The following is an 18,827-nucleotide window of genomic DNA, read 5'->3' as shown; positions in this document are numbered from 1 at the left end:
CTCCTGGGGGGGTTCGCGCGCCGAGAACTGTCAGCGCGCGTCCAGGTTAGTCCCGCGGTGCTCTCCCCCACGACCGGATCCGAGCCGAATGCCGGGGGCGCGAGACCGCTCGCCGTCACGCCCCCGCTTCTCAGCGGATGCGGCCGACGAGGTCGTCCCGCGTCAGGGTGTCTGCCTCCGCGAGCACCGAGCGGGCGGCATCCCGAGACTCCTCGACGTTCCACAGCAGCACGCCCACGACGCGATCGTCGTCGAGGTAGTAGACGACCCCGCGCTCGGCGTCGAGCCAGTCCTCGACCGTCTCGAGCGAGGAGTCGAGCGTGCCGACCGCCTCGTACCGGATGCCGAAGACCGCCGAGTAGTAGTACGGCGTGTGCGTGTAGGCCTCGGCGGCGCCCGCGAGGTTGCGGCCGGCGGCCCTGCCCTGCTCGTTCGCGTTGTCGACGTGCTCGACGCGGCGGCGCCCGAGCAGACGGTCGGGGTAGCTGGCGACGTCGCCCGCGGCGTAGACGTCGTCGACCGACGCGCGCAGCTGCGCGTCCACGTGGACGCCGTCGCCCACCGTCAGGCCGGCCTTCTCCGCCAGGTCCGCGGCCACCTCGATGCCGAGGCCGCTCACGACGGCATCTGCGCGCACCTCGTCGCCGTTCTCGAGAGACAGCCGCACGCCGTCGGCATCCGCTTCTCCCTGCGTGACCCTGGAGCCCGCGACGATCTCGACGCCGGCATCACGGAAGAGCTTCTCGAACCGCTCGGCGAGCCCGGCCGGGAACACCGCGTCGCCGAGCACCGATCCGGTGTGGATCAGCACGGTGTCGACCCCGTTCTGCACGAGGGCGGCGGCGAGCTCCGACCCGATGTAGCCGCCGCCGACGACGGCGATACGGCCGACGTCCTTCGCGAGCGCCCGCAGCCGGCGATAGTCCTCGGCGGTGCGGAAGCTGAGGGCCCGCTCGCCGTTCGATCGGTCCTCGAGGGGAAGGGGCACGGGCTTCCCGCCCGTGGCGATGAGGAGCTTGCCGTACGAGAACGTCTGGTCGTCGGCATCCACTTCGTGCTCGTCCGGACGGATCGCCGTGGCGCGCGTCTGCAGCCGGATGTCGGCTCCGGTGTCGCCGGAGGTGCCGAGAGGCACCTTGTCCCACGTGAACTCCTCATCGGTCCACAGCTTCTTGCTCAGAGCGGGGCGCGTGTAGGGCTCATCGATGTCGTCGCTCAGGATGCCGATGGAGCCGTCGGCGTCGATCTCGCGGATTCCACGGGCGGCGGTGTCGGCGACCATTCCGCCGCCGACGATGAGGTAGTCGAAGTGTGTGGTGGTCATGGCGAAAGCGTTGCCGCTCGACCTGGCCGGAGCGGATGGGTTGCGGGTGTCCCCGGCATCCGGTAGCGGTGCGGTGGCCCCGCCGCCGCTCGCTCGTCGAGTGCCCACGACACTCCGTCAGCCCATCGCTCGGTACGGCGTTTCTTGGACATTCGACGGGGAGGAGCCCGACCGCGCGCGGGTGCGGCGAACTAGGCTCGGAGACATGAGCGTCGACCTCGAAAGCCTCTACACCGACCTGCACGCCCACCCGGAGCTGTCGTTCCAAGAGACGCGGACGGCGGGTGTCATCGCCCGCCATCTGGCCGACCTCGGGCTCGAAGTCGAAGAGGGAGTGGGCCGCACCGGCCTCGTCACGAGCATCGTCAACGGCGACGGTCCGGTCGTGTGGCTGCGCGCCGACATGGACGGCCTGCCCGTCGAGGAGCAGACCGGTCTCGCTTACGCCAGCACCGCTCGCGGCACCGACCCGGCGGGCAACTCCGTCCCCGTCATGCACGCGTGCGGCCACGACATGCACGTCACCGCGCTGGTCGGAGCCCTTGAGCGCCTCGTCGCCACGCGCGAGGAGTGGTCGGGAACCGTCGTCGCCGTCTTCCAGCCGGCCGAAGAATACGGCGCGGGCTCGAAGGCGATGATCGCGGACGGCGTCCTCGACCGATACCCGAAGCCCGACATCGTGCTCGGCCAACACGTCACCCCCCTCCCCACCGGAATGATCGGCGTGCGCCCGGGCACCCAGATGGCGGCATCCGACGGCCTCACCGTGGTGCTGCACGGCCGCGGCGGTCACGGCTCGCGCCCGCACTCCACGATCGACCCGGTCGTCATGGCCGCCGCCACCGTCATGCGTCTGCAGACCGTCGTCTCGCGCGAGGTCGACCCGCGCGACGTCGCCGTGGTCACCGTCGGCTCGATCCACGCGGGCCTGAAGAACAACATCATCCCCGCCGAGGCCAAGCTCGAGCTCAGCCTGCGCTACCCCGACGACGCCGCGCGCGAGCGCGTCATGACCAAGGTCGAGCGCATCATCCGCGCCGAGGCCGACGCTTCGGGCGCCGAGCAGACGCCGACCATCACCACCGACCACACCCTGCCGCCGACCATCAACGACGCGGATGCCACGACCCGCCTCACCGCGGCATTCCGGCGCTCGTTCGGCGAGGGCTCGGTCGTCGACCCCGGCATGTTCACCGGCAGCGAGGACGTGTCGTGGTTCGCCCGCGAGTCGGGCGCTCCGCTGGTGTTCTGGTTCTGGGGCGGTGTCGACCCCGAGACGTTCCAGAAAGCGTTCGCGGGCGGCACCATCGAGCGCGACATCCCGACGAACCACTCCCCGCACTTCGCGCCGGTCATGCAGCCGACGATCGACCGCGGCGTCGAGAACCTGGTGGTCGCGGCGCGGGAGTTCCTGGGCTGAACGCGCTTCGACCTCCGGAGCGGGCCGGCTTCGCCGGCCCGCTCCGAAGGTAGGTGAGAGACGACGAGACGGCACCCCCCCCGGGGGGTGCCGTCTCGCGGTGGGCGTTTTTTCTGTCGCCGACCCTCAGGCGCGGCGCTCGCGCACGCGGCCGAGGACGGAGAACGCGATGCCCAGGGCGACAAGGAACGCAGCGGCGGCAAGCGCGGGCTCCGGGTCATCCGTTCCCGTGGCCGCGAGGCGCCCCGCGGCACTCGCCGGGCTGACAGCGGAGGGTGGCGTACCCGGTGTTGCCGACGACGTGCCCTGGGACGGGTTCACCGTTTGCGAGGGAGTCTGGGTCGCGTTGATGACGGTGATGGGCTGTTCCACCGAGCGGGCGTCATCTCCCGCGGGCGCGACCGTCAGGATGAGAGTGTGTGCTCCCGCGACCGTGTCCGAGGGGACGGTGCCGGTGAGCGTGAACGTGCCGCCGCTGCCGACCACCCCGGTGGCGAGGGTGACCGGAGTGGAGTGCAGCACGAGACTCAGGGCTGCGCCGGGCGGCAGGGCGCTCCCGGTCGCGGTCACGGAGTACCCCGCTTCGACCGTGCCGTCCGATGCGAGGGTCGCCCCGCCGGTCGTGTAAACCACGTCCAGCGCGAACGGGGTTGCGGTGAGGCTGCGGGAGAAATCGCTCTTACCGACTCTGTTCGAGGCTCTGACGACGAACTGGGTAGGGGTTCCGTTCTTGAGCCCCGTTACCCTCGCGGTGGTAGTCGTCGTCGACGCGACACGCTCGAATTCGTCATCGCTGCGGTTGTAAGCGAGGACCGTGTACTCGGTCACGTCCGCGCCGCCGTCGTTCTCGGGAGCCTTCCAGCGCAGCGTGACCTCGCCATCACCCGTCGTCGCCGTGAGTCCGGTCGGCGCATCGGGGACGTCGGCAGGGGCGCCCTGGAAGGTCCGTTTCGTGCCTGAGACGTCGTAGAACGTGTCGCCGTCGAAAGCGGCGAAGCCGTAGTCGCTCACACCCGTCGTGAGGATCTTGAGGGCGGAGGGCTCAACCGAGCCCGAGGCGAGTTGCGCCGCAGAGACCTCGTAGATGACTCCTTCTCGGTCCAGCGCGCCCAACCCGCCGTCGGAGAGCAGCGAGAAGCCGTTGAACGGCGAGCCGGCCGATGAGGTGAGCAAGGGCGTCGAAACGCCGTCGCGGAGGACGTTGATCTGGTTGTCCTGAGATGTCGAGTAATAGATCGTGCCGTCGGGCGCCGCCGCAAGCGAGTTGAGAGAGGAGCTGGAAGTGGAGGTATAGACGACGTCGGCCAGCAGCAATTTCCACATCGGGCCCTTGCCCGCCTCGGGATTTCGGTTTAGCTCCGTCATGTTGACGCGGTAAATGTTGGGGTCGCTGTCGAGGGTGAGGAGAAGGTCGCCATTCGCCTCGGTGGCGACGGCCATGAAGTCGTCCGACGATTTGATGATCTGGTAAACATCGCCCGACGACGACGCCGCGGCCACACCGACCTCGCGCTGCGCGACGTACAGCGTCGAACCGTCCTGACTGAATGCCATCCCGTAGGCGTCGGGGATCGAGATCTGGTCAGGCCAATGCGACGCGTTGGGGGCAGCCGATGCGGCAGCGGCGGGTCCGCCGATCACCAGCAGCACGGCTGCTACTGCGCCAAGGAGACGGGGCCGTGATGGGTTGTAACGCATGGGGCCTTTCTGGTTCGTGGGAATGGCGCTCGCGCGGAATCGCTGTCGGCCAGAGGGGCAAGACCTGCGCCTGGCTCCGCGCCTCGCGCGCTCACGGATGACTCTTCGAACTGTATGATATGGAGCGAAACGGGTCAAAACGGACTTACACGGACTTACACGGACTTACACGGGCTTACACGGGCTTTCGGGCACGCGGCTCGACGATTCGCTCGCTGGAAGTCCAGCCCCTCCAAGCACGCCGCCCCCTCGCGTAGCCTGACGGCCGTGACGTTCAACGACAATGCCCGCGTGGGCGGCAACTCGGCCAAGCGCCGGGGCGGAACCATGGCGGCCGTCGGCGGCGGGGCCGTGGGCCTCGGCGCGGTGGTCGTGTTGCTCATCTCGATGTTCACCGGAACCGACCTGACGGGCCTGCTCGGCTCGGGCGGGGGCGCTGCGGCCCCCGGCAGCGGCGGCGAGCGGATCGCGAGCTGCGAGACGGGTCAGGATGCAAACGAAAACGACTCCTGTCGTCTCGCTGCGGCCTCGCTCGACATCGACCAGTTCTGGGCCGAGCGCCTCGACGGGTACCGCAAACCGCAGTTGGTCATCGTCGACGGACAGACGGGGAGCTCGTGCGGTACCGCCTCGAACGCGACCGGTCCGTTCTACTGCCCGCCGGACGAGACGGTGTTCGTCGATCCGACCTTCTTCTCGATCCTGCGAGAGCAGTACGACACCACAGCGGGGCCCCTCGCTCAGCTCTACGTGCTCGCCCACGAGTACGGCCACCACGTGCAGAGCCTCACCGGCGTGATGCAGCAGCACCCGAACAACGGCACGGGCGCCGACAGCAACGGCGTGCGCACTGAGCTGCAGGCCGATTGCTACGCGGGCGCCTGGGTTGCCGCGGCGAGCGAGCAGGTGGACGAGAACGGCACCCCGTACCTGCAGCCGCCCACCGACCAGCAGATCCTCGACGCCCTGTCCGCCGCTTCGGCCGTCGGCGATGACCACATCCAGACCGAAGCGGGCCAGATCTCCAACCCCGACAGCTTCACGCACGGCTCGAGCGAGCAGCGCACGCGCTGGTTCGACGAAGGCCGCCAGGGCGGCGTCAACGCCTGCGACACGTTCTCGGTGCCCGGCGGGAGCCTGTAAGCCCGTCGCGCGGCGCGAGCAGCGGTCGTCCCGCGGACTCGGCGGTCCACACCCCGCCTCCGGATGCCGAAACCCGGCGCGCCCGGCCCGGACTCCGCGAAACGGAGGGTGGGGCGGAGGCGCCGGGTCGTGGCATCCGGAATCACTCCTTGTCGGACGGCTCCTGGTCCTCGCGCGGGCGACGGCTGAGGATCACGACGACGATCACACCGACCAGTACGACCGCTCCGCCGCCGATCAGCAGGCCCACCGTCAGGCCGGACACGCCGCCCGAGGTCGAGGGCGCTGCCACCGGGGTCTCGGCGGGAGCCGCGCCCTGGGCGCTCGCGCACGGCGAGGAATCCGCTCCGGCCGAGGTGTTCTCGCCGGTGTACGTGAACGGGATCTCGCCCGAGACGGGGTGTCCGTCGGACGAGACCGCGCGCCACTCCACCGTGTACGCGCCGGGTGCCCCCAGGGCGACCGGGAGGGTCAGGGTGGGGCCGGCGAGAGCCACGCACTCGCTCTCGTAGTGCTTGCCGTCGGGGCCGACCACGATGACGATGTTGCCGCCGTCGTAGCCGAGCAGGTTGGCGCTGAAACCGAGTGTGACCTCCGACAGCGACGAGACGCTCTCGCCCTCCGCGGGCGTCGACGAGACGAGACTGTCGTGGGCCGAGGCAGCCGTCGCCCCGCCGAGGGCGGTGGTCATCGCCGCAGCGACGACCACCGCCCCGACCAGGGCCCGGCGCAGAGCGTTCCGGGTGACCATACTCAGCTGCGCTTCGGGCGACGCGACACCGCGAAGGCGCCGAGCAGGGCGCCGGCGACCGCGATCACGAGAGCCGCGATGCTGAGGCCCAGCGACAGGCCCGAGGAGTCGCCGGTCTGGGACGAGGCCTCCATCGAGTGGTCGTCCATCGTCGGCGCGGCCGAAGCGCTGCCGTGGCCGCTGTGTCCGCCGTGCCCGCTCGCGGGCGGGGTGTCGTTGATGTAGAGCACCGGGGCGGGCTCGAGCGTGTCGTCAGCCGCGACCTGCTCGGGGGTGTTCGTCCAGTCGACGACCGAGCCGTCGGAGTAGGTCTGCACGGCGGGGAGCACGAGGTGCCCGGTGTCGGGGATCGGTCCGAGCACCGCCGAGAAGATCTGGAACTGATCCTGTCCGATACCCACGCCGGGGTCGGCCTGCCAGACGATCTTGAGCGGGCCGTCCGAGATGGTGTTGCCGTCGACCTCGACGGGAGCGGGCAGCGCCCCCTTCTCGACGGAGGCGGTCCAGCCCGGGACGGGCTCGACGAGCACCGAGGTCAGCGGAGTATCGGTCGGCAGCGTGACCTCGAGCTTGACGGTGGATGCCGTCTTGGACTCGGTGGGGACGCGGAAGTTGACCGTGGCGTAGCTGCCGGGGGTCGCCGTGTTGGGGTTGACGGTGACGTGGGCCGAGGCCGCGAGCGGAACGGCGATCGCCAGGGCCGCGCCGGCGGCGAGGCCGACGAGGGCACGTCGAAGAGTGGTCTTTCGAGACATGGTGCTGCTTTCTGCGAAATGCGCACGCCGAAGAGGCGTTGGATACGCGCGAAGGATGAGGGGTGGGGTCAGGCCGCGAGCGGCGGACCCCGGTGCCTCATCGACGACAGCACCGTCATCGCCGTCGTCAGCAGCAGCGGCGCGGGCGCCGAGAGCACGGCATCCGTCCGCGGGGAGAGCCCCCGGAACGGCCGCAGCACCGAGAGCACCGCGACGAAGAACCGCGCGATGACCTGCACCGCGCGTTCCCCTCGGCCGAGCGCGACGACCGTCACGAGAGCGGCGACGGCGTGCGCCGCCCACATCCACGGAGACTCCGACGCGTGGGCCGAGGCACTGTGGCCGCCGGCGGCGCTGAACAGCGAGGTCGTGGCGTGGTGACCGGCCGGCACGAATCCGCCCTGCAGGTCGAGCACGAGCAACGCATGGAAGAGCGCCTGACTGAGGACCACCGCGAGCGAGAGGCGCGTCCACGACATCGCACGGCCCGCGAGCATCACGCACAAGGGCGCGGCGAGGCACAGGGCCAGCACGATGTTGACGAACGGGGGCCGCTCGGCCGAGACCGCCGCGTGCGACAGGGTCGCCACGAACGTCGCGACCGCGGCTGCGGCCATGCCGCGCCCCGCCCGCTGCGCGCGCCCTGCTCTCGACGACATCGAATCCTCCGGGTCAAGCCTAGGCGGCGGCGACGGCGGGGGTGTTCCGTCGTCGAGACACCCATGTGCGAGCGCAACCGCGGAGCGCGCGCCAGACGCGCCGCACCCCGACCGATGGATCAGGCGTGTCGGCCGGGAAGTCCGCCCTCGGGTACCCGTGTCGGACCCCTTCGGTAGCGTCGGGACATGGCCGATGACGCGATCCACGACACCGACACCGCCCTGGCGTACGGCGCCGACATCCTGCGCGGTGAGCGCGTGCGGTTACGCGCGCTGACCGACGCCGACCTCGACCCACTCGTCGACTGGTGGCAGCGCAGCGACAGCGCCGTGCTGCAGCAGAACAGCGTGAGCCCGCGCCCGATCGCGGCCGTCCGCGAGATGTTCCAGGCGTGGAGCCGCAACGACTCCCCCGGCGGGGCGGGCTTCAGCATCGACGACGAGGCCGGTCAGCTCATCGGTCACGCGACGCTCTGGGGAGCCGCCCTCCCGGCGCGCATCGCGACGTTCGCGATCATCCTCGGCCCCGACGCCGTCGGACGCGGATACGGCGCGGATGCCACGCGCACGATGCTGCGGTACGCCTTCGACGAGCTCGGGGTGCACAAGGTCGAGCTGCGGGTCTGGGCCTACAACGACCGGGCCATCCGCGCCTACGAGAAGGCCGGGTTCGTGCGCGAGGGCGTGCGACGCGCGGTGGCGTTCCACGGCGGGCGGTTCCACGACGAGGTGCTGATGGGCGTGCTGGCCGAGGAATTCGGCGCGGGGTGACGTGTCTCAGACGCGCGCGCCGCGGTCGACCGAGGGACTCACCACTCCCGCGCGGTCGTCGACCAGGCGACGGCGCCCGATCCACCCGGTCAGTCCGCGGCCGTCGGGCCACACCAGCAGAAGCGCCGCGGTCGTCGACGCCAGAAGGAAGGCCAGCAGCGACCACGGCGCCGGCAGCGCCGCGAGGATCGCGTACGCCCCGGCCCCGGTCGCGAAACGCAAGGGGCGCGCCACCCACGCGGGGAGGACACCGTTCGTGAAGCGCACCCGCGTGGCGAGGTCGCCGATCGAGCGGCCGGTCGCCAGCACCACCCCGAGCCAGAGCCCCGCCGAGGCGATCGTCCCCGCGAGCGAGGCGACCTGTTCGGTCGAGAACGACGACCTCTCACCGACGAGCAGCACGAGCACGGCCTGCACCACCACGGCCACGGCGACGCCGATCAGCCAGACGCCCACGACGTCGCACACCAGTCCCAGCAGACGGCGGCCACGCGTCACGGGGCGCGGGGTCTCGGCATCCGGAGCCCTCTCCACTCCCCGGTGCTGAGCCGGGACGACGAACGCGAGGAGCGATCCGATCAGAGCGCCGCTGGTGTTCGCGATGAGATCGTCGACGTCGAAGACGCGGTAGGCGCAGGGGAACAGGCCCCAGACGCCCGTCAGCTGCGTCGTCTCGATGATCCCCGAGGTCGCAAAGCCGACGAGACCCGCGATCAGGATGCCGCGACCCCCGAGCACCCGCAAGAAGAAGCCGAGCGGGGCGAACAGCAGCACGTTCAGCGCCACCTGAAGGACGACGGGGTCGATCAGGTACCGGCCCGAGGCGGCGACGGCCGCGCGGACCTCGTCGACGAACACGAAGGGGTGCAGGTTCACGCCCGCGCAGCGGTAGACCTCGGAGTCGGGCAGGGGGATGAGCGTGTACGTCCAGATCGCCCAGAAGTACACGGCCGCCCCCGCCCACAGGAGCGAGCGCCACACCGTGAGCCGGCCGCGACGCCGATAGCTGACCGCGACGAACGGCACGAAGGCGAGGATCGCGACCACGGCACCCGCGACGACGGCGAGAACGCCCGAGCCCACGATGTTGTCCACCCCGAGAGCCTAGGCAGAATCGCTCGGGCCCGTAGCCTGGGCGCATGACCCGCGCCGCCGCCCTTCGCGACGCGCTCGTCGCTCGTATCGACGACACCGGCTTCGCCGCGCACGGCGTGCACGTGCGCGTGGGCGACGACGTCGCGATGCACCGGTGGACGCCGGATGTGCGGGAGGAGATCCACTCCGTCGCGAAGGCCGTCGCGGTGCTGGCGGCCGGAATCGCCGCCGACGAGGGAATCGTGTCGCTCGACGACCCGGTTCGCTCGATGCTGCCCGCGGCGACCGAGGTGACGCTGCGTGACCTGCTCTCGATGTCGAGCGGCATCGATCTGCCGTGGTCCGAGACGATGATGACCGACTGGCCCGATCTCGCCGCGGAGTTCTTGTCTCGCCCCTCGAGCGGCCGGGTGTTCCAATACTCGAACGCCAGCACCTATACGGCGATGGCCGCGTTGTCGCAGCGGACCGGCGACATCGAGGACTTCCTGCGCCCGCGCCTGTTCGCCCCGATGGGATGGACCGATGTGTCGTGGCGCCGCTGCCCGAACGGTCGCGTCCTCGGCGGCGAGGGCCTCGAGCTGCGCACCGCCGAGCTGGCGCGTCTCGGTCTGCTCATCCGCGACGGCGGCGTCATCGACGGCCATCGGGTGGTCTCGGAGGGGATCGTGGATGCCATGCACTCGGGGTGGATCGATACCGGCAGCCCCGGCGCCGGGTACCGTCGCTACGCCCTCGCCGGGTGGGACGGACCGGGCGACGCCTGGCGCCTGCACGGCGCCCACGGGCAGCTCGTCGTCTTCGCCGGCGACGCCGTCGTCACGGTGACCGCGCACGATCACGGCGGCGCTGACGCGGTCGCGGAATTCATCGGGAATACGGCCGCGAAGTGAGCGTTTCTCGCATTGCGAGAATGCGCCGCTAGGTCACGGTCTGGCGACCATGCATTGAACAGCGTGCGCGTCAGATTGCGCATGGCCTCCAGTACGCGTAGTGTCGCGCGCCGTGACTGACGAAAGTCGCGTTGACGGCGAAGAGACGCCGATCGCGAAACGCATCCTGATCGGCGAGCCCCTCACCTCCGAGAAACTCGACGAGCAGCTCCTCCCGAAGAAGATGGCGCTGCCGATCTTCGCGTCCGACGCGCTGTCCTCCGTGGCCTACGCGCCACAGGAGCTGCTGATGATCCTGCTCATCGGCGGAACGACCCTGCTGACCCTGAGTCCGTGGGTCGCCGTCGCCGTCGTGACGCTGCTCGTCGTGGTCGTGCTGAGCTACCGGCAGCTCATCAAGGCCTACCCCTCGGGCGGCGGCGACTACGAGGTCGCGAGCAAGAACCTCGGCGAGGTGCCCGGCGTGATCGTGGCAGCGGCCCTGCTCGTCGACTACGTGCTCACGGTCGCCGTGTCGGTGGCATCCGGAGTCGACAACATCATCTCGGCCCTGCCGGAGTTGAATCCGTTCCGCGTCGAGATCGCCGTCGGTTTCGTCATCCTCATCGTGATCGTGAACCTTCGCGGCGTGCGCGAGGCATCGAGCGTCTTCGCGATTCCGACCTACCTGTTCATCGGGTCGGTCGGCGTGATGATCGTCGTGGGCCTCGCGCGCACACTGCTCGGAGACGCGCCGCACGCCTCGAGCGCCGACTACGGCGTGCAGGCGGAATCGTTGACGCAAGCGGCGCTGATCCTGTTGGTGCTGCGCGCGTTCTCGAGCGGCTGCTCCGCCTTGACCGGCGTCGAGGCCGTGTCGAACGGCGTGCCCGCCTTCCGCATGCCGAAGATCCGCAACGCCCAGACGACGCTGACCCTGATGGGCGGCATCGCCATCGTGCTGTTCGCGGGCCTGACGATGCTGGCCCTCATCTCGGGCGTGCACTACGCCGAGAACCCCTGCCACCTCATCGGCTTCGACTGTGCGAACAACCCGCAACCGAGCCTCATGGCCCAGGTCGCCGCCGCGACCTTCGGCATGAACAGCATCCCGTTCTTCATCATCCAAGCCGCCACGGCGTGCGTGCTGCTGCTCGCCGCCAACACCGCCTTCAACGGCTTCCCGCTGCTCGGCGCGGTGCTCGCGCGCGACGGATACGCCCCCAAGGCCCTCAACACCCGCGGTGACCGCCTGGTCTACTCCAACGGCATGATCATCCTGGGCATCGTCGCCATCGGCGTGCTCATCGTCTACCAGGCCAACCTCACGACGCTGATCCAGCTCTACATCATCGGTGTCTTCGTCTCGTTCTCGCTCGGCCAGATCGGCATGGTCAAACACTGGCGTCGCGTGCTGCGAGGGTTGAAGGAGCTCACTCCCGAGGCGGCGAAGCAGCAGTCCGCCGCGATCGAGCGTCGCTCCGCCGTCTCGGGCCTGTGGATCAACTCCGTCGGTGCGGCCATGACCGTGCTGGTGCTGCTGATCGTCACGATCACGAAGTTCACGCACGGCGCATGGCTGGTGTTCATCGCGATCCCGATCCTCGCGGTGCTGATGATCGGCGTGAACCGCTACTACCGCGACGTCGAGCACGAGATCCGCATGGACGAGACCGTGCACTTCGGCTCGTCGGGAGACGTGGCGATCGTGCTGGTGAACCGGCTGCAGAAGCCCGTGATGAAGGCGATCGACTACGCACTGGCCGCCAACCACCAGAAGACGCTCGCGGTGCACGTCGCCATCACCGACGAAGACGCGGCCAAGCTGCAGAAGGAGTGGGCCGAGCACGATATGCCCATCCCTCTGGTCATCATCGACTCCCCGTACCGCACGTACACCTCGCCGGTGTCGACCTTCATCAAGAAGTACCGCGAGAACAACGGCTCGGCCGTGGTCACGGTGTACCTGCCGCAGTTCATCGTCGGCCACTGGTGGGAGTCGATCCTGCACAACCGCCGCTCGCGCCGCCTCGCGCACCAGCTCATGCTCGTGCACGGCGTCTCGATCACGCTCGTGCCGTGGCTGCTCGACTCGTCCGAGGTCATCTACGGACGCCGCTCGCGGCCCCTCCCGGGCCAGCAGCGCGGCGGTCAGCCGGTGGCCGAGGTCACGGCTCACCGCCCGAAGAAGACCCCGCCCGGCTCGGCATCCTGAGTCTGGCCCGACGCCCCCACCTTCGTGGTGGGGGCGTCGGTGTTCTCGCTGCCCCGTCGACTGTCCAGAGCACGCCGCGGGGAGGGCGGTGCCTCCGGCGTGTTCTGGACACTCACCCCGGCTCCGGCCCGGTCGCGACGAATCGGTGGACGCCGACGGAAGTCTCCGACAGGGTGGATGCCATGCCAGTACTCGCCCTGCTGACCCTCGTGGTGATGGTGGTCGCCCTCGTCGATGTCATCACCCGGCGCGAAGACCAGGTGAAGCACCTGCCGAAATTCGCGTGGATCATCTTCATCGTGCTGCTGCCGCTGATCGGGTCGATCCTGTGGTTCGCCCTCGGCCGGGAGTACGAGACGCGAGCGACGCCGATGTCCTTCGGCGACCCGCGGCGCTGGCAGAAGGACACCGACCCCGCTCCCCCGCCGGCCGCTGCTCGCGAGACCCGCACCACCGAGCAACAGATCGCCGACCTCGAGCGCGAGATGCGCCTCGCCGACCTCGAGGAGCAGGTGCGCCGCCGCCGGGCCGAGGGCGGCGCTCAGTCATAACGCTCACGCCGCGCTGCCCCCTCCCCCGGCCCGCTCCCCGCTGCCCCCTCCCCGCGGCCCCCTCCCCGCGGCCCCCTCCCCGCGGCCCACCCCTGTTGAGTGTCCAAAACACCCGGACGGTTTTCAAAAGCGTCCGGGTGTTTTGGACACTCAACGTCGGGCATGGGGGGAGGGGGCGGGAGGGCGGGGCGGGTCAGTCGGTCGGACGACGGCGCATCCTCTTCACGTCGGTGCGGCGCTGCTTGGCCTGCAGGCGGCGCTCCCTCGATCCGCGGGTGGGCTTCGTCGCGCGTCGCGGCGGGGCGGGAGGGGCTACGGCCTCGGCCACGAGAGCGGAAAGGCGGGCGCGCGCCGCGTCGCGGTTGCGCAGCTGCGCCCGATGCTCGGATGCCGCGATCGTCAGCACCCCGTCGACGAGCCGGTCACCGAGTCGCTCGATGAGTCGCTCACGCTGCACCCGTGACAGCACGCTCGACGCCACGGCATCCCACATCAATTCGACCCGCGAGTCGGCGGTGTTCACGCCCTGACCGCCCGGCCCCGAAGAGCGCGAGAACCGCCACGACAGCTCCGCGGCCGGGATCACCAGCCCCGCGCTGACGCGCACGTCGGATCCGTCGGAGGGGAGCATGCCTCCATCATGCGCGGTCGGCGGCGACGCCGATGGTCTCGAGACGGCATCCGGCTGACAACTCGGCACCAGCCGGCAACCGGGTTGTCAGCGAGTTGCCGTCTCGGCGGCGGCGATCCCCCGTAAGCACCCCGTATGTGTCCGTCAGCGACCCGTAGGGAAAGCGTTAGGACGCCGGGATGCCGCGGGCTCGAGGAGTTGTATCGACACACGTGCCGCCCCGCGGTGCCCGCGGATCTCCGCGGTGTGTTCACCCGAATCTGGAGTCGTCGTGCTCGATGCCGTCTTCCTCGCCGCGACCGTCGCGCTCTTCGCGCTGGTCGCCCTCGTCGCGAAGGGGGTCGAGAAGCTGGGCCCCGAAGCCCGCCCCTCGACGTCCCGCACCACCGGACGAGGGGGCGAGCGCCCGTGATCTTCTTCTCGATCCTCGCCGCGGTCCTCGCGGTCGCCGCCGTCGTGTACCTCGTGGTCGCCCTCGTCCGACCGGAGAAGTTCTGACCCATGGATAGCGGAACCATCTGGTCGATCGTCCTGACCAGCCTCACTCTTCTCGTCGCCCTGGGCCTGGCCTACCGCCCCCTCGGTGACTACATCGCCCGCATCTACACCGGTCAGCGCGACCTCGCCGTCGAGCGGGGCACGTACCGCCTGATCGGCGTCGACCCGCGCAGCGCCCAGACCTGGCAGGCCTACCTGCGCTCGGTGCTGCTGTTCTCGTTCGTCGGCGTCGTGTTCGTGTACGCGATCATGCGGCTTCAGGCGGTGCTGCCGCTCTCGCTGGGCTTCGACGCCCCGAGCGAGGCGTTGTCGTTCAACACGGCCGTCTCCTTCGTCACGAACACGAACTGGCAGTCCTACGGCGGCGAGACCACCCTCGGCTACACCGTGCAGTTCGCCGCCCTCACCGTTCAGAACTTCGTCAGCGCGGCCGTCGGCATCGCCATCGCGGTCGCTCTCGTTCGCGGTTTCGCGTACCGCCGCAGCGGTGTGATCGGGAACTTCTGGGTCGACCTCGTTCGCGGCACCTACCGTCTGCTCCTGCCGTTCTCGATCGTCGCGGCGGTCGTGCTGCTCGCCGGCGGCGTCATCCAGAACCTCTCGGGCTTCACCGATGCCACGACGGTGGCGGGCGCGGCCCAGTCGATCCCCGGCGGGCCGGTCGCCTCGCAGGAGGCGATCAAGCTCCTCGGCACCAACGGCGGCGGGATCTTCAACACGAACTCCGCGCACCCGTTCGAGAACCCCACCCCCTGGACGAACCTCTTCGAGATCTTCCTCATGCTGGTGATCCCGTTCTCGCTCCCCCGTGCCTTCGGCCGGATCGTGAACGACGACCGCCAGGGCTACACGATCCTCGGCGTCATGGGCGCGATCTTCGTGGCATCCGCGGCTCTTCTCACCTGGGCCGAGATGGCCGGGAACGGGACGGCCCCGATGCTCGCCGGCGGCGCCATGGAGGGCAAAGAGGTGCGCTTCGGCATCTTCGGTTCGACGCTCTTCGGCACGACCAGCACGCTCACCTCGACGGGGGCGGTCAACTCGATGCACGACAGCTACACGGCGCTCGGCGGCATGATGCCGATGATCAACATGATGCTCGGTGAGATCGCCCCCGGCGGTGTCGGATCGGGCCTGTACGGCATGCTCATCCTCGCCGTGATCGCGGTGTTCGTCGGCGGCCTGCTGATCGGGCGCACCCCCGAGTACCTGGGCAAGAAGATCGGGCCGAAAGAGATCAAGCTCGCGAGCCTGTACATCCTCGTCACACCCACGCTCGTGCTCGCCGGAACCGCGCTGAGCTTCGGGATTCCCGGCATCCGGGACGACGTCGAGACCACCTCGATCCTCAATCCGGGCGTGCACGGCCTGAGCGAAGTGCTCTACGCCTTCACCTCGGCGGCGAACAACAACGGCTCCGCGTTCGCCGGTCTCACGGCCAACACCCCGTGGTTCAACACGGCACTGGGGGTGGCGATGCTCCTCGGCCGGTTCCTGCCGATCGTGTTCGTGCTGGCCCTGGCGGGTTCTCTCGCGGCTCAGGATGCCGTGCCCTCCACCGCCGGAACCCTGCCGACGCACCGCCCGCAGTTCGCGGGTCTGCTCGCCGGCGTCGTCGTGATCGTCACGGCCCTCACCTACTTCCCGGTCCTCACCCTCGGACCCCTCGCTGAAGGACTTACCCGCTGATGTCCACCCTCACCCACGCGCCGGTCCCCGCTGCCGACGAGGCGCCGGCCGCCCCGCGCCGCGCGTTCAGCGCCGCTCAGGTCGTCGCCGCCCTCCCGGGCGCGGCCAAGAAGCTCAACCCCGCCGCCCAGTGGCGCAACCCCGTGATGTTCCTCGTCTGGGTCGGTGCGGCCCTGACGACGCTCATCGCGATCGCCGAGCCGTTCCTCGGCGGCGACGACACCGGCCTCCCCTTCGGCTTCACCTGGGGAATCGCGGTCTGGCTGTGGCTCACGGTGTTCTTCGCGAACATCGCCGAGTCCGTGGCCGAGGGCCGCGGCAAGGCGCAGGCCGCGACCCTGCGCAAGACCCGCACGACGACCTCGGCCCGCCGCGTGGTCTCGTACTCCCCCACCGACCCCTCGGCATCCGGTGCCGCCACCGAAGACGTCCCCTCGGGCGACCTCCGCGTCGGCGACATCGTGCTGGTCGAGACCGGGGAACTCATCCCCGGCGACGGCGACATCGTCTCGGGCATCGCGACCGTCGACGAGTCGGCGATCACGGGAGAGTCGGCCCCGGTCGTCCGCGAGTCGGGCGGTGATCGCAGCGCCGTCACCGGCGGCACGCGCGTGCTCAGCGACCGCATCGTGGTGAAGATCACGTCGAAGCCCGGCGAGACCTTCGTCGACCGCATGATCGCGCTCGTCGAGGGCGCGTCGCGCCAGCGCACGCCCAACGAGATCGCGCTGAACATCCTGCTCGCGAGCCTGTCGATCGTGTTCGTCGTCGTGGTTCTGGTGCTGAACCCGATCGCCTCGTACGCGGCATCCCCCGTCTCGATCCCCGTGCTCGTGGCGCTGCTGGTCTGCCTCATCCCGACCACGATCGGGGCGCTCCTCAGCGCGATCGGCATCGCCGGAATGGATCGTCTCGTGCAGCGCAACGTCCTGGCGATGTCAGGCCGCGCGGTCGAGGCGGCGGGCGACGTGACGACCCTGCTGCTGGACAAGACCGGCACGATCACCTACGGAAACCGCCGCGCCTCGGCGTTCGTTCCGATGCAGGGCGTCGGAGGCCCCGAGCTCGCCGAGTACGCCTCGCTGTCGTCGCAGGCCGACCCCACTCCCGAGGGCGTCTCGGTGGTCGAGCTCGCGGCGGCCCAGGGGATCGTCGCCGAGATGCCCCGGGGCGCGGAGCCCGTGCCCTTCACCGCTCAGACCCGCATGAGCGGCCTCGACCTGGAAGGCGGCACGCAGGTGCGCAAGGGCGCCGCGTCCGCCGTGGTGGCCTGGCTCGACGGCCAGCGCGCGACGGTGTCCGACGCCACCCGTGCTGAACTCCTGAAATTCACGAACGAGATCGCTGAATCCGGCGGAACTCCCCTGGTCGTGGCGACCCTCGCCCCCGAATCTTCAGGAGTTTCGCACGGGCGCGGCCGCGTGCTCGGCGTCATCCACCTCAAGGACGTCGTCAAGGACGGCCTCCGCGAGCGCTTCGGAGAGCTGCGGGCGATGGGCATCCGCACCGTGATGATCACGGGCGACAACCCGCTCACCGCCAAGGCGATCGCCGCCGAGGCCGGGGTCGACGACTTCCTCGCCGAGGCCACGCCCGAGGACAAGCTCGCGCTCATCCAGCGCGAGCAGGAGGGCGGCAACCTCGTCGCGATGACCGGCGACGGCACGAACGACGCTCCGGCACTCGCACAGGCCGACGTGGGCGTCGCGATGAACACGGGCACCTCGGCCGCGAAAGAGGCCGGCAACATGGTCGACCTCGATTCCGATCCGACCAAGCTCATCGACATCGTGCGCATCGGCAAGCAGTTGCTCATCACGCGCGGAGCGCTGACCACGTTCTCGCTCGCCAACGACATAGCCAAGTACTTCGCCATCATCCCGGCGATGTTCATGGGCGTGTTCCCGGGCCTGGCGGCGCTGAACATCATGGGGCTGCACTCCCCCGCCTCCGCCGTCACGAGCGCGATCATCTTCAACGCGATCGTCATCATCGTGCTGATCCCCCTGGCCCTGCGCGGTGTGAAGTACCGCGCGGCGAGCGCGTCGAGCATCCTCAGCCGCAACCTGCTCGTCTACGGGCTCGGCGGCGTCATCGTCCCCTTCATCGGCATCAAGCTCATCGACCTCGTCGTGAGCCTGCTCCCCGGTTTCTGAAAGGCCCCGTCATGCGCACCACCCTGCGTACCACCGCCGTCGCCGTCCGCGCGATGGTCGTCTTCACCCTCCTGCTCGGCGTCGCCTACATGCTGCTGATCACCGCGGTCGGACAGGTCGCCCTGCCGTTCCAAGCGAACGGATCGCTCATCAAGACCGCCGACGGCACCGTCACCGGCTCGCAGCTGATCGGGCAGTCGTTCCAGGATGCCGACGGCAACGCTCTCCCCCAGTACTTCCAGTCGCGACCGTCTGCCGCGAGCTACGACTCCTCGGCCTCGACCGGCTCGAACCTGGGCCCCGAGAACCCGGACCTGATCGCCCCGATCGAAGAGGGCCGTGCGGCGTTCGGCGAGCTGAACGGCCCGGGCTCGATCCCCGCCGACGCGGTGACCGCCTCGGGCTCGGGCCTCGACCCCGACATCTCGGTCGAGAACGCCGAACGCCAGGTCGCACGGGTCGCCGAAGCCCGCGGCATCCCGTCGTCCGAGGTCGCAGCCCTCGTGTCGGAGCACACGCTTCCCCGCGATCTCGGATACCTCGGCGACCCGCGCGTGAACGTCGTGGAGCTCAATCGCGCGCTCGACGCCCGCTGAGAG

Annotated in this window: 18 protein-coding genes; 11 read left to right on the top strand and 7 right to left on the bottom strand. The window is 69.8% G+C overall.

Features of this window, described 5'->3' with window-relative positions; genetic code table 11:
* Positions 1-130: 130 nt before the first annotated feature.
* The gene (locus tag OVA17_RS06725) at positions 131-1,324 is read right to left on the bottom strand and encodes an NAD(P)/FAD-dependent oxidoreductase (protein WP_267789030.1); all 1,194 of its coding nucleotides are present in this window, start codon (positions 1,322-1,324) and stop codon (positions 131-133) included.
* Positions 1,325-1,529: 205 nt separating this feature from the next.
* Between OVA17_RS06725 and OVA17_RS06720 the strand changes: the two genes are divergently transcribed.
* On the top strand, positions 1,530-2,744 hold the full coding sequence (locus OVA17_RS06720; RefSeq protein ID WP_267789028.1) for an amidohydrolase: 1,215 nt from the start codon (positions 1,530-1,532) through the stop codon (positions 2,742-2,744).
* 126 nt (positions 2,745-2,870) lie between these two features.
* Here the strand turns inward: OVA17_RS06720 and OVA17_RS06715 are convergent, their stop codons facing one another.
* Positions 2,871-4,580 carry a fibronectin type III domain-containing protein gene (locus tag OVA17_RS06715; RefSeq protein WP_267789026.1) on the bottom strand — a complete coding sequence of 570 codons (1,710 nt, stop codon included), beginning with the start codon at positions 4,578-4,580 and terminating at the stop codon, positions 2,871-2,873.
* Positions 4,581-4,709: 129 nt separating this feature from the next.
* On the opposite strand from OVA17_RS06715, the gene OVA17_RS06710 reads away from it, so the two are divergent.
* A complete protein-coding gene (locus tag OVA17_RS06710) occupies positions 4,710-5,585 on the top strand; it encodes a neutral zinc metallopeptidase (protein WP_267789024.1) in 876 nt (291 codons plus the stop codon).
* A gap of 142 nt (positions 5,586-5,727) precedes the next feature.
* Here the strand turns inward: OVA17_RS06710 and OVA17_RS06705 are convergent, their stop codons facing one another.
* The 3 genes from OVA17_RS06705 to OVA17_RS06695 form a co-directional block, all read right to left on the bottom strand.
* Positions 5,728-6,336: a copper resistance CopC family protein gene (locus tag OVA17_RS06705; protein WP_267789023.1), complete on the bottom strand. Its 609-nt coding sequence runs from the start codon at positions 6,334-6,336 to the stop codon at positions 5,728-5,730.
* A 2-nt stretch (positions 6,337-6,338) separates the two neighbouring features.
* Positions 6,339-7,091 (bottom strand): YcnI family protein, encoded by a 753-nt coding sequence (locus OVA17_RS06700; protein ID WP_267789022.1) that lies wholly within the window; start codon positions 7,089-7,091, stop codon positions 6,339-6,341.
* Between the two features lie 68 nt (positions 7,092-7,159).
* The gene (locus tag OVA17_RS06695; protein ID WP_210076960.1) at positions 7,160-7,750 is read right to left on the bottom strand and encodes a hypothetical protein; all 591 of its coding nucleotides are present in this window, start codon (positions 7,748-7,750) and stop codon (positions 7,160-7,162) included.
* A 186-nt stretch (positions 7,751-7,936) separates the two neighbouring features.
* Here OVA17_RS06695 and OVA17_RS06690 point away from each other — a divergent pair, with 186 nt between their 5' ends.
* Positions 7,937-8,521, top strand: a complete 585-nt coding sequence (locus tag OVA17_RS06690; protein ID WP_267789021.1) for a GNAT family N-acetyltransferase — start codon at positions 7,937-7,939, stop codon at positions 8,519-8,521.
* Between the two features lie 6 nt (positions 8,522-8,527).
* Here OVA17_RS06690 and OVA17_RS06685 read toward each other — a convergent pair whose 3' ends face one another.
* Entirely contained in the window at positions 8,528-9,616 is a 1,089-nt protein-coding gene (locus OVA17_RS06685; RefSeq protein ID WP_267789019.1) for a VanZ family protein, read from the bottom strand.
* 44 nt (positions 9,617-9,660) lie between these two features.
* Here OVA17_RS06685 and OVA17_RS06680 point away from each other — a divergent pair, with 44 nt between their 5' ends.
* From OVA17_RS06680 to OVA17_RS06670, 3 genes are all read left to right on the top strand, one after another.
* Positions 9,661-10,509, top strand: a complete 849-nt coding sequence (locus OVA17_RS06680; RefSeq protein ID WP_267789017.1) for a serine hydrolase domain-containing protein — start codon at positions 9,661-9,663, stop codon at positions 10,507-10,509.
* 100 nt (positions 10,510-10,609) lie between these two features.
* A complete protein-coding gene (locus OVA17_RS06675) occupies positions 10,610-12,703 on the top strand; it encodes an APC family permease (protein ID WP_267789016.1) in 2,094 nt (697 codons plus the stop codon).
* Positions 12,704-12,885: 182 nt separating this feature from the next.
* Positions 12,886-13,254 carry a PLD nuclease N-terminal domain-containing protein gene (locus OVA17_RS06670; RefSeq protein WP_267789015.1) on the top strand — a complete coding sequence of 123 codons (369 nt, stop codon included), beginning with the start codon at positions 12,886-12,888 and terminating at the stop codon, positions 13,252-13,254.
* Between the two features lie 193 nt (positions 13,255-13,447).
* Here the strand turns inward: OVA17_RS06670 and arfB are convergent, their stop codons facing one another.
* Complete coding sequence (arfB, locus tag OVA17_RS06665; protein ID WP_267789014.1) at positions 13,448-13,885, bottom strand: alternative ribosome rescue aminoacyl-tRNA hydrolase ArfB; 438 nt, start codon at positions 13,883-13,885, stop codon at positions 13,448-13,450.
* Positions 13,886-14,156: 271 nt separating this feature from the next.
* Here arfB and OVA17_RS06660 point away from each other — a divergent pair, with 271 nt between their 5' ends.
* From OVA17_RS06660 to kdpC, 5 genes are read left to right on the top strand one after another with little or no spacing between them, the layout of a single operon-like run.
* Positions 14,157-14,297 carry a hypothetical protein gene (locus tag OVA17_RS06660; RefSeq protein ID WP_267789013.1) on the top strand — a complete coding sequence of 47 codons (141 nt, stop codon included), beginning with the start codon at positions 14,157-14,159 and terminating at the stop codon, positions 14,295-14,297.
* A complete protein-coding gene (kdpF, locus tag OVA17_RS06655; protein WP_074696280.1) occupies positions 14,294-14,383 on the top strand; it encodes a K(+)-transporting ATPase subunit F in 90 nt (29 codons plus the stop codon). Before OVA17_RS06660 ends, kdpF begins: the two co-directional genes overlap by 4 nt.
* A 3-nt stretch (positions 14,384-14,386) precedes the next feature.
* Entirely contained in the window at positions 14,387-16,072 is a 1,686-nt protein-coding gene (gene kdpA / locus OVA17_RS06650; RefSeq protein WP_267789010.1) for a potassium-transporting ATPase subunit KdpA, read from the top strand.
* Entirely contained in the window at positions 16,072-18,228 is a 2,157-nt protein-coding gene (gene kdpB, locus OVA17_RS06645) for a potassium-transporting ATPase subunit KdpB (RefSeq protein WP_267789008.1), read from the top strand. The genes kdpA and kdpB overlap by 1 nt, the downstream gene beginning before the upstream one ends.
* 11 nt (positions 18,229-18,239) lie before the next feature.
* Positions 18,240-18,824 (top strand): potassium-transporting ATPase subunit KdpC, encoded by a 585-nt coding sequence (gene kdpC, locus OVA17_RS06640; RefSeq protein WP_267789006.1) that lies wholly within the window; start codon positions 18,240-18,242, stop codon positions 18,822-18,824.
* Positions 18,825-18,827: the final 3 nt, after the last annotated feature.

Origin of the sequence: Microbacterium sp. SL75 (assembly GCF_026625865.1) — a bacterium.
Lineage (GTDB): Bacteria > Actinomycetota > Actinomycetes > Actinomycetales > Microbacteriaceae > Microbacterium.
This window is presented reverse-complemented; position numbering and strand designations above follow the sequence as displayed.

Coding starts and splice junctions, on each gene's coding strand:
- OVA17_RS06725 (WP_267789030.1), bottom strand. CDS start 1,324: ATGACCACCACACACTTCGACTACCTCATCGTCGGCGGCGGAATGGTC.
- OVA17_RS06720 (WP_267789028.1), top strand. CDS start 1,530: ATGAGCGTCGACCTCGAAAGCCTCTACACCGACCTGCACGCCCACCCG.
- OVA17_RS06705 (WP_267789023.1), bottom strand. CDS start 6,336: ATGGTCACCCGGAACGCTCTGCGCCGGGCCCTGGTCGGGGCGGTGGTC.
- OVA17_RS06700 (WP_267789022.1), bottom strand. CDS start 7,091: ATGTCTCGAAAGACCACTCTTCGACGTGCCCTCGTCGGCCTCGCCGCC.
- OVA17_RS06695 (WP_210076960.1), bottom strand. CDS start 7,750: ATGTCGTCGAGAGCAGGGCGCGCGCAGCGGGCGGGGCGCGGCATGGCC.
- OVA17_RS06690 (WP_267789021.1), top strand. CDS start 7,937: ATGGCCGATGACGCGATCCACGACACCGACACCGCCCTGGCGTACGGC.
- OVA17_RS06680 (WP_267789017.1), top strand. CDS start 9,661: ATGACCCGCGCCGCCGCCCTTCGCGACGCGCTCGTCGCTCGTATCGAC.
- OVA17_RS06670 (WP_267789015.1), top strand. CDS start 12,886: ATGCCAGTACTCGCCCTGCTGACCCTCGTGGTGATGGTGGTCGCCCTC.
- arfB (WP_267789014.1), bottom strand. CDS start 13,885: ATGCTCCCCTCCGACGGATCCGACGTGCGCGTCAGCGCGGGGCTGGTG.
- kdpA (WP_267789010.1), top strand. CDS start 14,387: ATGGATAGCGGAACCATCTGGTCGATCGTCCTGACCAGCCTCACTCTT.
- kdpB (WP_267789008.1), top strand. CDS start 16,072: ATGTCCACCCTCACCCACGCGCCGGTCCCCGCTGCCGACGAGGCGCCG.
- kdpC (WP_267789006.1), top strand. CDS start 18,240: ATGCGCACCACCCTGCGTACCACCGCCGTCGCCGTCCGCGCGATGGTC.